Raw genomic sequence first — 13,847 nt, forward strand, 5'->3', positions numbered from 1 at the left:
GCTGTAAATCTTATTCGTAGCGTGCATAGTAGATATTTAAAACAGGAATCCTGTCTACTGTTAATCGGTTGAAATTGCTTGACATCAAATCGGCTGGAACGCTTACAATCACATAGTTTTTCCCGTCTGCATTGGCATCCTGGCAGAGTGAATTATAATAGTCAGTGATATTTATAACATAGCGTTCCTCTTCAGGTTTGTTTTCTTCCCGTACCAAAGACCCTGTAATAACACTGCCATCCGCTTTGTTGATGGTGCTGACGAGGTCATTTTGCGAGTTGGATTGATAGAGATATAAAACTTCGGATAATTTAATCTCATTGTAACTTCCCTGTTGCGGACGCAAAACGATTTCCGCTTTGACAATTGTCTTGTATTTATCCCCGGCGGGGGCTATCGGCAAGCGCATCTTGATAGCATAGCCGCTTAGTCCCTGGGTTACAACTTGTCCGTATCTTGCATTGGGGACCTTTACATTGTAAAAAGATAAACTTTGGGTTTGTTCGGTCAGCACATCATAAGGAGTTCCGGCGGCATCATTGTGAATATTTTCGTATGTGTATTCGCTGTAAGCAACACTCGGAGTGAATTTATAACTCAATTGGTTTTCGGCATCGTGGAAATGCAGTTGTATCGAAACACTGTCCGTTGCGGATGAAAAACCGAAAATACAGCTGTTATTCTCATCGGGAACTAATGTGATGCCTTTGAAATACTGTACAAAGTAATGTGCATTTGTTACGATTTCATTTCCGAATTTTACTTTTTCAAATAATTCTTTACCGACCTCATCGTCGAGCCGCATGCAGAATTTGTTTAAATTTTGCGTTTTTGCCAAAATCTGGTATGTTCCTAAAGGTGTCGGATTGTACGGAGTATGGGTCGTATTATACAACAAATCGTTTAAAGGGTCGAGGATGGGCAACCGGGAGAGCTGGTACAATCTGAACGTTTGAACCTGATTCGTGTCACCCCAGATTTGGCCGTTGTATTGTAAGTTAAAAGTGATGGAATCGAGATTATGGATGATGTTAATCGTACTTCCGCCGGTCGGGACAAGAGAAAAATAAGGCTGGGCGGTCGTCAGACCCGTAATGGGGTCATGAAAGGCGCCTACGATTAAGTTTGTTAAAGAACTTCCTGTTTTACCTGTTGAAGTCGGGAAAGAATCTATTTTAATAGTGGCGCTGTTTTCTATATTGTATTGTACTAATTCTACATAACTTTCGTCATTTATTAAATCCTGTCCGATAGAAGTAACATCGTTGTTACATGCCCAACAGAAAATCAGACAAAAAATAAACAGAAAATTTCTCATTTTATACATTTTGCGATAATCAAAAGGCGAAGGTAAAACTATTTTCCTAAAATAACATATTGAAAGAATCTTAATTTGCAGGGACAGTATTAATTAGTGTTTGGTAACGTAATTTAATAAGGAAATTTGTTGTATTTATTTATAAAATATGTAGTTTTGCCAAATCTTTTTGTAAAAATGAAATATTGAAATATAATTACTTATGAAGACGCTGAAAAAAATAAGTTTTTGGTTTGCTTTAGGACTTTCCCTTATAGCTTGCCACTCGAATGACGATGAAGTTGGAAACTGGAAAATAACCGAATCGTTTGGAGGAGTGGGACGTGTGGGAGCCGTTTCTTTTGTGTTGGGAGACCGCGCTTATATAGGGACCGGAGTAAGTGAGCAGGCCAGAGAATTAAATGATTTTTATAGTTGTGTCGCCAATTCCGATAGAGAGTTGAAATGGGCTTCAGCTCCGACGTTCCCCGGCCGTCCGCGTTTGGGGGCAGTCGCTTTTTCTACGGGCAAGAAAGCCTATGTAGGACTTGGATATGCAGCCGGATATAATACGAACGCAATGGGACAGGAAGAGTTCTTTGATGATTTTTACAGATTTGATGGAACGACTTGGGAGAAGTTGCCGACACCTTTCCCCGGACAGACCCGGCGTTACGCTTTGGGATTTTATGTACCGGATCCGAACAATGCGGACAAAGGCAAAGCATATGTAGCATACGGATTTTATAATAACGGAAACGAAGGACAGGGAGCATTGAAAGACTGGTGGGAATTTGACGTAGAGACCGAAACATGGCGTGAATTGGGACCGTTTGGAGATAAAAGACAAGGAGCTTGTGTCGCTGTTATCGGTTCAAAAGCCTATATCTTTACCGGACAGGACGGTAGTTCTTATCCGAATGATGTAATCTGTTTCTCTCCTTATGCAACATCGGAAAGTGAGCAATTTGTGAAATTGGATCAATTGAAAAACAAGGACGGCCAGTCATTTGACAATGACTACGGAATGATACCGAGAGGATTTGCGGTTGCATTTGCTGTTGGTAGAGAGTCCGACCAATCCGCCCGCATTTATCTGGCATCGGGAACAAGAGGAAGTTTGCTTAGCGATTGTTGGGAATTTAATCCTTATAAAGGAGAAAAAGGAAGATGGGATGAAGTAACCAGTTTGCCTTCGTTTGCATTGAGACAGGCTGCCTGCGCTTTTGTGCTGAATGATGTGGGATATATTACGGTAGGAGGTTCCGTAAGTGTACCGAGTTCCAGTACATTGTCCGTAAAACAGACAAGTTACTTGTTTGAGCCGGGCATCGATGATGACGATCAGGATGACGACTAACATTCTATAATGAATTTAAAGCGGGATGTGAGAACATCCCGTTTTTTATTTATATTTACTGATGCTAACAGAAAAAATCCGTTACGAATGAAACGTTATTTACTCTTGTTGCTTTTGGGGTGCTCAATGACAATTTCCGCACAATGGAACACTTACAACATGTTGCAGATGGGGAAGAGTGCGATTTATTTTGATGATTATATCAGTGCGATAGAGAACTTCAATAATATAATCCGGATAAAACCTTATTTATCCGAGCCTTATTTTTTCAGAGGATTGGCCAAGATGAATCTGGATGATTACGAAGGGGCAATCAAAGATTATACCCAGGCCATATCTTTGAACCCCAATTATTTTCACGCTTACATGTATCGGGGAATAGCCTATCACAATCTAAGGAAATTTAAAGACGCGATGAAAGACTATGCGACGGCGATTGCCATCGATCCGGGGAATGCGTATGTGTATGCCAACCGGGGAATGACAAAAGCTGAAAACGGCGACTTTAAAGGCGCGGAGAAAGATTATTCCAAGTCATTGTTGATAGATGACAAACTGATGGCTGCTTATTTGAATCGGGCCATTATGCGGGAAAAACTGGGAGATATGGAAGGAGCGATGGCCGATTGCAATATGGCTATAAAATTAAATATGTTCTCCGACGACGCCTACGGCTTGAGAGGGTATTTGTGGTATAAACAAAAAAATTACCACTACGCAATAGAAGATTACAATCGCGCCCTGAAGGCCAATCCCAAAAACGAACGCCTGCTGATGAGTCGTGCCATGGTATGGTATGAAATGAAAAAATATCAGGAAACATTGGACGATTACAGTCGGATTATAGAAATAGACAGCAGCTACATTTATGCTTTTTATAACCGGGCAATGTTGCTGGCGGAGATAGGGGATTATAACCAGGCCATTATGGATTTGGACAGGGCTGTAGAGATGAATCCCGATAATATATTGATTTATTTCAATCGGGGGCTTTTAAAATGGCAGGTAAAAGATTTGCCAGGTGCTTACAATGATTTTTCCGAAAGTATTCGGTTATATCCGGATTTTGTAAAAGCCTATATGATGCGGGCAGCGGTTTCCGGTGAATTGCAGGACTATGCCTCTGCCGAGAGAGACAGCCATAGTGCAAAATCGATAATGGAGCGCTACCGGAAAATGAAAGAGGGAGATAAGAATGCCTTGGTTGATACCACCGAAAATTTTCAGCGTTTGATAGATTTCAATGCGCGGACGGATAAAATGCGGGACGTGATAAACGGACGGGTACAGGATAAAAACGTCATCGTATCCTTGCAGGAGATATTTTGTGTACAATACCAGAGCATGGACTCATTGAGGACGGGTAAATTCCAAAATTATAATACTCATATCACTAATTTTAACCAGCAGCACGACTATAATCCAGCCTTGGCCTTATCCAATAAGCACTTCAATTATTCTCCGGAACTGGTGGAAAGCCGTATCGAGGAATTGACGCGGCGGTTAAAAGAGAAGGAAGACGAAGATTTATATCTATTGCGGGGAATTTTTTATATGGCCAATTACGAATATCCGAAAGCCATAGAAGATTTTGCAGTGATTTTGCAAAAGAATCCGGATAACTTATTGGCATTATTCAGTATGGCGAACGCCCGGATGTTAATGTATGACTACATCGCCTCCCTTGATAATAATACCTCACGCTATATCGGAGAAGCGGATAAGAAAGAGAAAAAAACGGTGGTCGATTACTCCCAGATTCTGGCGGAATATAATAAATGCCTGACATTGGATCCGGATTTCGTTTATGCTCTTTTCAATATTGCAAATGTGTATGTAAAAAATGAAAAGATAGAGCAGGCGATAGACGTCTACACGAAAGTGATAGAAAAAGATAAAGACATGGCAGAAGCTTATTTCAACAGAGGCCTATTGTATATTTATATCGGGCGGAAAGCCGAAGCGAACGCCGATTTAAGCAAGGCCGGGGAAATCGGGATTGCGGAAGCCTACAATATCATAAAACGCTATTGCAAGAAAGAATAAAAGCAAAACAACGTTTTGCTTTATTCCTGTTGCAATAATTCTTGGGCCATTGCTTTTAAATCAACTCCGTTGAAATTGCCGGAAGTCATAATGAGCAGGACACTGTTTCGGTAATTTTGTTCCTTTAGAAAGGCCAAAAGTTGCTGATTGTCGGTAAAGACTTCAAGTTTACCATTTTGAAATCCTTTTTTTACATCCTCGGGGCTGATAGCCGGAAGCCGTTTGTGGACAATAACCTCGGGATTGTAATATACGACAGCCGTATCGGCCTGGTCCATGCTATTCTTATATTGAGGAAGAAAAGCGGCGTTCAGACTGCTGAAAGTATGCAGTTCCATACAGGCGATAAGCTTTCTGTCGGGATATTGTTCTCTGACGGCTTGAATCGTAGCCTTTAACTTGGAGGGAGAATGGGCAAAATCCAAATAGGCGGTACATTGAGGCGTTTCGGCGATTTTTTGTAAACGCTTGGCAGCACCCTTGTAACTGCTTATTGCTTTAAAAAAGTCCGAATCCGATAAGCCGATTTCCTTACAGGCGAGATAAGCGGCATGTAAATTTTGCATATTATGCAGGCCGAAAATCTGCAATTCGGTTTCTTCTCCGTGTAGAACATACGTTTTGCCATTCCGGGTAACATGAGGGAGAGCCTCATACGGAACCGTTTTTACCGAAGATTTGGCACGACAGGTAATCTGCCGGATATTTTCATCTCCCTGATAATAAATAAGGCATCCGTTATCCTGGATTGTTTCGATAAAATGCGCAAACTGCTCCACGTAATTGTCGAAAGTCGGAAAAACATTCATGTGGTCCCAGGCAATCCCGGTCAGAATGGCAACATCCGGATGGTAATGGTGAAACTTGGGGCGTTTGTCAATGGGAGAGGAGAGATATTCATCCCCTTCAAAAACAGCTATCTTGCTGGACTTGCTTAGGTGCACCATGGTATCGAATCCCTCCAGCAGTGCACCGACCATATAATCGAACTCCACGCCGCACGTCTTGAGAACATGCATAATCATGGATGTCGTCGTTGTTTTACCGTGACTTCCCCCGACAATAATTCGTTTCTTATCCTTCGTCTGTTCATAGAGATACTCCGGATAACTGTAAATGCGCAAGCCTAATTCCCGGGCGCGGATCAGTTCCGGATTATCTTCGCGGGCGTGCATCCCGAGGATAACAGCGTCCAAGTCCGGCGTAATTTTTTCCGGAAACCATCCCCATTGGGCGGGAAGGATTCCGGCCTTTTCCAGTCTGCTGCGGGAAGGCTCGAAAATCTCGTCGTCCGAGCCGCTTACTTCATATCCTTTTTCGTGTAAAGCCAATGCGAGATTGTGCATGGCACTGCCTCCAATGGCGATAAAATGTATTCTCATGTTGATGGGGTTTTATACCAAAACAAAGATAGTTTTTTTGCGTGAAATCTGGTATACAGGGAGAGATTCCTATGGATTTTTTGTTGTGTTTTTCGATTCTTATTAAAACAAGGAGGAGGAATTAGTTCCTCCTCCTTCGTCATTCTCCGTCCCCTCTTTACGACACTTCCACGTACTTCGTATCCGAAGCCTTGTCGCCGTTCTCCGAAAGCATAAAGACGTACACGCACAGATTCTCTTTTTTCCATGCTTCGTCCAGTTCCGCCGTCACCGCTTCCGCCTCCGAGCGTTTATTCAGCTCGAACACCTCCACCTCTTCCAACTCCTTCTCCAGCACGGCGGCATACAGCCGGTCTGTCGCCTTGCGGCACCGTCCGTTTTTCTGCGCCGGATGCGTAAACGTCAGGACCGGCGGCTCGCCCGTACAGGTCACCGTTACTTTCGGAACATCCAAGCGTCCCTTAGAGCAGGCGATTTGGGTGTAATCCACCGTAATCTCCCCCTCTTCGCTCACCGACACAACCTCGGCATTCGCCTGCATAAAAGCGTTCTGCACGCTCAATTGCCGCTGCCGGGTGGGAAATCCCAGCGCCGCCGCCTCACCGAATATATTCCCCCAATCGGACAATTCGGTAAAGATACGCCGCTGACGTTGTTGTGCCGGTGTATTCGAGGTATTTTCCTCGATTTTCATTTTCACTACATTCTGTCCGTTTACCTGGCAGAATGTCTGTTCGCCGACGGACCTCTTAATCCGCCGTGCGATAGCCGTGGCTTGAAATGTAGCCATTATTACCTCCTTTTTAAAAGTAAATTAAAATATTTGCTCTTTGAACACACCCCCGTATGCGAGCAAAACAGAACATACAAATGGGGATACCCTTGCAGGTATTCGGGCAAACGGAACATTACCTGTCCGTCCTGCCGCACTCCTTCGACGGCCTCCAGCGGCTCGACATCAAACGTCCCGCCGTCCTCCTTCATCACAAACAGCTTCAAACGGTCGTCCGCCCGGGCATTCACCTGGTAGGGCGTATTCGTCCACGCCAGCACCCACCCGTCCGCTTCCTCCGCTTCCCGTAGCTGCAATTCATCGGGCAAAGCCAGTGAACCGTCCGTCAGGCGGATTTTGGAAAAATCGCAAATCATTCCGTTGCTGTTGAACGCGGGCAAATTCTGCTGCACCAGCAGATTGTAACCGTTTGCCACCCTGCCTTCCGCCGCTTTCTGCCAATAGGGATAAATGCCCACCTCCTTCAATGCCTGGTAAAAGATAGCGATAGACGCCATCCTTTCCTGTTGAGCCACTTGCCCCGGCGCAGAAGGCGGCTTTACCTTCCCGGGCTTTCTTCTCATGCACCGTTGTTGTCGGTGCATATAAATAATCCAGTCTTCGGTGGAGCCTAAAAATTGCCCCAAAATCGAATCATTTTTAGAAACGATCATAATTTATTTGTTTAATTGTAAATAAATAGAGGAGAAGAAAATCGATATCGATTTATGGTCAATATCTTTAGGATAAAATGCCTTAAAGCATTAACGTAGTACAGAGAGTATCACCAGCCGGCGTAAAATATAGCGCTAAATAGTATTTAAATCTTTAACGGTGATACCTTATAGAAAATTAAGTCTTAAAAAGAACTATTCAGATTCATAAGTTATTCTCCTCGTTTTATGAATCTGAGAGCAAAAGTAAGTAAAAAAATAATTGTGCAAAAAAATAATCGATTATTTTATGGATTGATTATGAGAATCTTAAATATCACCTTTAGTATCATTAAAAATAGTTGTAGATATGCCATAATTATCTATAATGACACTATTTCGTTTTATAGTACGAATAATAATATTAATATTATAGTAAAAACCTATCTGTACTACTACTTCAATAGCCACAGATAGGTTTATAATAAAATAAGTCTCCAAAACTTATTCTTAATCCACACCAAAACAAGATACAATCAGCATATTATCATTTATAGGATTATCAATGATAACTTTAATAAGAGAATCAACTTAAAGAAATAGTTGCAAACATTATATTTTCGTCCCAAGTCGGAACTTCTGAAACATTTATATCCGGTAACAAGAAATCTTCCTTATTGGGATGTTTTTCTAAGATTTGTTTGTCAGAAACAGACAATCGTGAACGAATTTTCTTGAAAAATTTTATTTCAGAATATTCTATACAATTATCCGCTTCAATCATTTTTATAGCTAAATCAATTAGCACTAGTTCTTCGTTTGGCGTCAAGTCTTCTTCCGATAATTCGTTTAAGTAGCTCCTTAAAAATAATATACCATTTTGGTTGATTGCAGTAATATATGTATTTAAGATATTTTCTACATCAAGTTCTTCAAACAATGATGTTTGTATTGCAATTGCCTTTATCATTGCTATTTCTTCTGTTGCAATGTTTCCATCACAAGCCATACAACAGAACATGGTTTTTAAATACAATTCTTGTTTTGTCATAGTTATTATTTTTGTTTAAATCCAATTCGAGGTCTTTCAGTGTCCTGTTTATTTGATATTGTCCCCTCCATTTTAGCTTTAATTTGCTCATAACGTTTAATTTCTTCTATATTTAAAGAAGGACGAGTGTCCCGGATTGCTGTAATCAGAAGGGGCATTGTAATTTTGCTGTGTGCTTTCAAGGCATTTCTTGCAGCATCATTGACTATCAATTGAATATCCGCCGAGACATAATTATTCGTCAATTTGGCAAGCTCCTCATAGTCTATACCAAAATCATAAGGACGTTTTTCAAGATACAATTTAAATAAGGCAATCCTTGCTGTTTTATCGGGAGCCCCTATAAAATATTTTTTATCAAGTCGTCCTGCTCGAAGGATTGCAGGATCAATGGTATGCGGATAATTTGTTGCTCCGATAATGAAAATTCCACGTTCACCGGTTCTGTCCATTTGCGCCAGCATTTCATTTACTGCACTTCGAGACATTTCATGTACATCACTTTCACGATTGGGGACTAGTTCATTCATTTCATCAATGAAGATGATAGTTGGTGCTTTTTCTTCCGCCTCTTTAAACATTTTGGCAATATTTTCTTGGGTAGCATTAACGTAGCGACTTTTGAGCGTGGCAGGTGTTACACACATGAAATTGAAACCTACTTCTTCGGCAAAATGTTTGGCAAAGAAAGTTTTTCCACATCCGGGAGGTCCATATAATAGCATGCCATTGGGAATATTTACACCATACCGTTCATATTCTTCTGGATTATGAAGAGGCTCAATAACTTCTTCTCTGAGCTGTTCTTTCAGTTCATTCATTCCTGCAATGGCTGCAAAGCCTTCCCCCTTTTTCGATAAATGTGTTTTACTTGTTGTAGATGAGTTTGTGGTATCGGAGGAAAGAATTTTCCGTTTTGTGGATTGACGGTCTATAATGATATCTCCTGCAATAGCTTTGATAAAGTCATCGGCAGTTTGAAATCTATCTTCAACATCATAACTTAAAGATTTTATAATACAATTGATTAATTGATTGTCAAGTTCAAATTTTTCAATACTTGGAATGTCTAGTGCTTTAACTCGTTCTGAAAGTATAGTGTCAGTCTTGTCTGAATCTTTTATTCTTGTCATATCAATAAACCAAGGAAGTTTTCCATAGAGCAATTGATACATCATGACTCCAACAGAATACAAATCAGATTGAACTTGGCTTACTCCTGCAAATCTTTCTGGTGCAAGATAAAAGGCATTCAATTCACCTAAATTTGGTTTTGCTGGAGGCTGATTAAGAAAGCAGGCATGCCCGAAATCAATTAATTTTAAGTCTTCTAAATTACCGGCAAGATTAATAAAGATATTTTGAATCGTTATTTCACCATGAATAATAGGTATCGGCTGTTGATGAAGATAATACAAAGCAGATAAAACGGACTTGGCGATTTGTTTTATCTCATATACACTTAATTCATGGTCTCTTATAATTTTTTGGGAAAGCGTTTCGCCACTTATATATTCTGTAACAAGAAAAGCGTATTGCCCACCATTTATTATTTGAATTCCTGAATCTATGTATTTGCATAGGTTCGGGTGATTCAATTGTTTGCTTATTTCCACTTCAATCACTCTGCCATTATCATCCAGTTGACGATGGTTTAGTTTACTGTAATTGATGAGTTTTAAAAAACGTGTTTTACCGTTTATATCTTTCACACGATAGGTCTCCGCATAAGAACTTTGTTTATGCGGAAACACTACTATGTAAGAGCCAATTCTGTCGTTTTTATTAAATAACATGTGAATACTATCTTAATAATCCTCCTGTATTTTGTATCGCTTCATCGTCTGGCATTAACCCAATAAGATTACGTGCGATGGGATGAAGTTTTTCGATGGTAGGCTGGTTATTGATTTCTTCCAGTCCTTGATTTATTAATTGGCGGGCACGCGAAACATCTTTCCAACGAATCTGCTCAAAACGTTCATTACAATCATGAATTAATCCCATACATTGATAAATCATGGTTAAATGAACAAATAAGCTTTTAATTTGCTCTAGCGTTTCATGTCCCATACGAACATTTTGAGTGCGTATTACTTGGTCTGTTTGTGAGCGTAACTGACTGACGAGTTGAGCTGTCTTTTCATTGCCAAGGTCATTTTGGGCTTTTTCAAGACGCTCAAACTCTTCACGAAGTTCAGTTTCCAAGCGTTGCCACTCAGTACTTTCATCAAGACTTTCTATTTTCCTAAGAACTTCTTTCAAATGTTGCAGTACGGCTTTCTTTTCTGAACTATTATGGGCTTCTTCCTTTACCATGTTAAGCTCATCTTGAATCGTTTCTGTTGAAATATTGGCATTTGCTAAGCGATTGATACTTTGTTGCGCTTCTATCAAATGCTTTTTAATCATATTTTCAGCTTCTTCAATAGATTGTTTTTTATTTGTCTCAAGTTTCTTTTCAACAGTAATATCGGAAGCTAGGAAATGGACTTCTAAAGTCATTTGTTCGGAAGTATCAACTTTCAAAGTTACATCTACCGGGCTATTAGCAGGAATAAGGACATCGATATCATCCCCTGTTACGATAACATCTGCAACATATTCATACAAAGATACTGAACGCCCTTCTGCACCGGAAAAGTCATCAACTTGATAAATAGGAATAGTAAGTTTATCATCTTCCATACCCGGACGAAGCTGCCCGGATGTTTTTAAATCATTGATTATTCCGATAGCCGGGACAGGTTTATTTTTCTCTAATCCTTTAGCCATACGGAATACGCCGTATTTTTTTACATCACTCCATATAGCTATGCCAATATTATAAGGTAAAGGTGCCGCTCCGACTTTAGCCCCTTGAATAATAGTAAATTCCGTAGGAAAGCATGGCAGGATATTCCCTTTTTCGTCATACGCCATTATGTTGAATGAGTTGGGTTTGGACTCTAAAAGATTTACCTCAATGACATTACCAGTCTTGTCGATTTCAACCTTGCCACTTGCCCAAGCTTTGTCGCTACGTACTAATTCTAGCCAAACTTTTGGGAATAGTGAATCATCTGCTAATTTAACGCTTGCCCATTCCGTTGTTTCAACGGAAGTTGCTTCATACCCCAAATCTAAAGTAACCGTTCCGGCTTCAATATTTTCTTCCTCTATCTCTGCATTTATTGTGGAGGCATAGAGTGCGGCACCCGTTGCAACGGCTGTCATTGGGTCGATGCTTGTGTCCACATCGGATGTAATCTGCTCTTTCAGCATTTGACGTATTAGCGGGCTATGCGTCGGACCACCGACTAATATCAATTTATTAATTTGAGAACCGGATAAATGATTGCGTTGCAATAGATTCTTACAGATATCGACCGCTTTTTGGAAATACGGACGCATCACATCAAAGGCTTCTTCTTGTGTTACAGCAAGGTCTAACTCTATTTCTTCTCCGTCTTCATCCTCTCCTAATTCTCCGAGATTAGATAAAATATCTTCTTTTTCTTTGAATGAAAGCTGATTCTTTACCTCTTCTGCATATGTCTTCATAGCATCTCGCAATACCTCTTTTTTATCTGCATCCGCAATGGTAGAATTGAGATTGTAGTTTTCCATGAGATAAGGAACTATAATGTTATCCACAATCGCATAGTCAAGATTCTTGCCTCCCAAATAATTATCCCCTTCCGTATCAAAGACCTGCATGATACCATCTTCTACTTTTAAAAGTGCGGCATCGAATGTGCCACCACCGAAGTCAAATACCATCCATATTCCATTTTTGTTATTTGTTGTTACTCCGTATGCCATTGCAGCTGCTATCGGTTCTTGCAAAAGTTCACATCGCTTGAATCCGGCTAATTTAGCAGCTTCGATTGTTGCGGTTTTCTGATTTACAGTGAATTTTGCAGGTACAGTTATAACAACAGAGGAGAAATTTTCATCCGTTACGAAGGATTTCAGTGTTTTCAAGACTTCTGCAGATAGTTCTTCCGAAGAATAGTCTCTTTCCATGAAAGAACTGTGATAACGGGTATCTGTTGCCATTGTACGTTTGAATTCTCCGAAAGCGTTACGTTCTCCTCTTCTCCATGTTTTTGTTGCACGACGTGCGTCTTGTATAATATCGTTCATAGCTCCTTGTCCAACTCTAAGACTTCTTTTTTTAGTAAAAGACACTTTGGACGGCATCGTATCTGCCTGAACATCACTTTTGATAATTCTAGGTTCTCCTTTTTCTATCCGGCATATCGCTGAATTCGTTGTTCCGAGGTCAATGCCATAATCTATTTTAATCCGTGCCATAATTATTTTAATTTAAATGTTTTGACTTACTGTAATCTGAGCTGCTTGTATCATTTGCCCATTGTAATTTATCTGAGGTTTTATGATTCCCGTTATTATTTGTGATCCAAACGGAAGTTTTTCATCTGGAATAAAATTTGCAACAACTTTCATTCCTATATTATAGGTTTTCCCAAGCATATCTGTAATCTCATAACCGTTGGCGTTAAAATTATCTTTAATTCGTTGAACAGCTTTTGTCAATTGCTTGTACCCTTTGACTGTAGCATCCATGTGAGATAGATTCATTTCAATCCGTACAATTTCATCCGCAACCTTTAGTGCTAATGAGTGGTCTTGCGTTGTTGTATTTGATTGTTTTTCTGTCATCTGCTTTTCAATCAATTCAAGTAATTTATTATCTAATCCAATAGATTCTTCTTGCATTTTTGCTTGGACAGTTTGCAGCATATCTTGAGTCTTACGCACTTCATCAATAGAGGATGCTCCAGTTTTTATTCGCCTTGCTAAGTGATAAGAAATGATAAAAATTATCGTCAGGGTAATAATTATTATAGCACTTCCCCAAACGGTACGATTCGTCAGTCGAGTATGATTAAAGGTTACGAAATCATTCGTGAGCTTTATTTGTTTATTGAAACTTTCCTTGTCGGAAGCCAATAAATCGTACAATCTTTTACATTCGGTTTGTAAATTTTCGATAGAACTACGAAGTGTATCATTCTTTTTTGATAGAAGTTGTAAGTTTCGGTTATTCCTGTTTGTTTCTTGTGATAATTTATGGACAGTATTTTCAATATTAATTTGTTTGTGGCATAAACTATCTATAACGAAGTAGAGGGAATCATGAGCTTGTAGCAAAGCTTGTGAATTTTTCGGAGAAAAATTCTCATTAAGACTTGCTTGCGCCATTGATAATTGTTTTCCTAAAACTATCAGTGAAATTAATAAAACAAAATATCTTGCTATCATATAATTAAATTTAAA

At 39.9% G+C, this 13,847-nt stretch carries 10 protein-coding genes; 2 read left to right on the top strand and 8 right to left on the bottom strand.

Annotated elements, in window-relative coordinates; all coding sequences use genetic code 11:
• Positions 1-10: 10 nt before the first annotated feature.
• Positions 11-1,318, bottom strand: coding sequence for a DUF4270 family protein (locus NFR61_RS02195; RefSeq protein ID WP_251620122.1), 1,308 nt, complete (start codon positions 1,316-1,318; stop codon positions 11-13).
• Positions 1,319-1,520: 202 nt separating this feature from the next.
• Here NFR61_RS02195 and NFR61_RS02200 point away from each other — a divergent pair, with 202 nt between their 5' ends.
• A complete protein-coding gene (locus tag NFR61_RS02200) occupies positions 1,521-2,657 on the top strand; it encodes a Kelch repeat-containing protein (protein WP_251620123.1) in 1,137 nt (378 codons plus the stop codon).
• Positions 2,658-2,744: 87 nt separating this feature from the next.
• On the top strand, positions 2,745-4,703 hold the full coding sequence (locus NFR61_RS02205; RefSeq protein WP_251620125.1) for a tetratricopeptide repeat protein: 1,959 nt from the start codon (positions 2,745-2,747) through the stop codon (positions 4,701-4,703).
• Positions 4,704-4,723: 20 nt separating this feature from the next.
• Here NFR61_RS02205 and NFR61_RS02210 read toward each other — a convergent pair whose 3' ends face one another.
• The 7 genes from NFR61_RS02210 to NFR61_RS02240 all read right to left on the bottom strand — a co-directional run bounded on the left by NFR61_RS02210 (position 4,724) and on the right by NFR61_RS02240 (position 13,832).
• A complete protein-coding gene (locus NFR61_RS02210) occupies positions 4,724-6,085 on the bottom strand; it encodes a UDP-N-acetylmuramate--L-alanine ligase (protein ID WP_251620126.1) in 1,362 nt (453 codons plus the stop codon).
• Between the two features lie 157 nt (positions 6,086-6,242).
• Positions 6,243-6,875 carry a hypothetical protein gene (locus NFR61_RS02215; protein ID WP_251620128.1) on the bottom strand — a complete coding sequence of 211 codons (633 nt, stop codon included), beginning with the start codon at positions 6,873-6,875 and terminating at the stop codon, positions 6,243-6,245.
• A gap of 2 nt (positions 6,876-6,877) precedes the next feature.
• A complete protein-coding gene (locus tag NFR61_RS02220; protein ID WP_251620129.1) occupies positions 6,878-7,531 on the bottom strand; it encodes a DUF6266 family protein in 654 nt (217 codons plus the stop codon).
• Positions 7,532-8,096: 565 nt separating this feature from the next.
• On the bottom strand, positions 8,097-8,561 hold the full coding sequence (locus tag NFR61_RS02225) for a tellurite resistance TerB family protein (RefSeq protein ID WP_251620131.1): 465 nt from the start codon (positions 8,559-8,561) through the stop codon (positions 8,097-8,099).
• A 5-nt stretch (positions 8,562-8,566) separates the two neighbouring features.
• A complete protein-coding gene (locus NFR61_RS02230; RefSeq protein WP_251620132.1) occupies positions 8,567-10,357 on the bottom strand; it encodes an AAA family ATPase in 1,791 nt (596 codons plus the stop codon).
• 7 nt (positions 10,358-10,364) lie between these two features.
• On the bottom strand, positions 10,365-12,860 hold the full coding sequence (locus NFR61_RS02235; RefSeq protein WP_251620134.1) for an Hsp70 family protein: 2,496 nt from the start codon (positions 12,858-12,860) through the stop codon (positions 10,365-10,367).
• Between the two features lie 12 nt (positions 12,861-12,872).
• Positions 12,873-13,832, bottom strand: a complete 960-nt coding sequence (locus NFR61_RS02240; RefSeq protein ID WP_251620135.1) for a hypothetical protein — start codon at positions 13,830-13,832, stop codon at positions 12,873-12,875.
• Positions 13,833-13,847: the final 15 nt, after the last annotated feature.

The organism is Odoribacter lunatus (genome assembly GCF_943193135.1).
Lineage (GTDB): Bacteria > Bacteroidota > Bacteroidia > Bacteroidales > Marinifilaceae > Culturomica > Culturomica lunata.

What these genes read in the sequence shown, in the direction of transcription:
- NFR61_RS02195 (WP_251620122.1), bottom strand. Translation starts at nt 1,318, where the DNA reads ATGAGAAATTTTCTGTTTATTTTTTGTCTGATTTTCTGTTGGGCATGT.
- NFR61_RS02200 (WP_251620123.1), top strand. Translation starts at nt 1,521, where the DNA reads ATGAAGACGCTGAAAAAAATAAGTTTTTGGTTTGCTTTAGGACTTTCC.
- NFR61_RS02205 (WP_251620125.1), top strand. Translation starts at nt 2,745, where the DNA reads ATGAAACGTTATTTACTCTTGTTGCTTTTGGGGTGCTCAATGACAATT.
- NFR61_RS02210 (WP_251620126.1), bottom strand. Translation starts at nt 6,085, where the DNA reads ATGAGAATACATTTTATCGCCATTGGAGGCAGTGCCATGCACAATCTC.
- NFR61_RS02215 (WP_251620128.1), bottom strand. Translation starts at nt 6,875, where the DNA reads ATGGCTACATTTCAAGCCACGGCTATCGCACGGCGGATTAAGAGGTCC.
- NFR61_RS02220 (WP_251620129.1), bottom strand. Translation starts at nt 7,531, where the DNA reads ATGATCGTTTCTAAAAATGATTCGATTTTGGGGCAATTTTTAGGCTCC.
- NFR61_RS02225 (WP_251620131.1), bottom strand. Translation starts at nt 8,561, where the DNA reads ATGACAAAACAAGAATTGTATTTAAAAACCATGTTCTGTTGTATGGCT.
- NFR61_RS02230 (WP_251620132.1), bottom strand. Translation starts at nt 10,357, where the DNA reads ATGTTATTTAATAAAAACGACAGAATTGGCTCTTACATAGTAGTGTTT.
- NFR61_RS02235 (WP_251620134.1), bottom strand. Translation starts at nt 12,860, where the DNA reads ATGGCACGGATTAAAATAGATTATGGCATTGACCTCGGAACAACGAAT.
- NFR61_RS02240 (WP_251620135.1), bottom strand. Translation starts at nt 13,832, where the DNA reads ATGATAGCAAGATATTTTGTTTTATTAATTTCACTGATAGTTTTAGGA.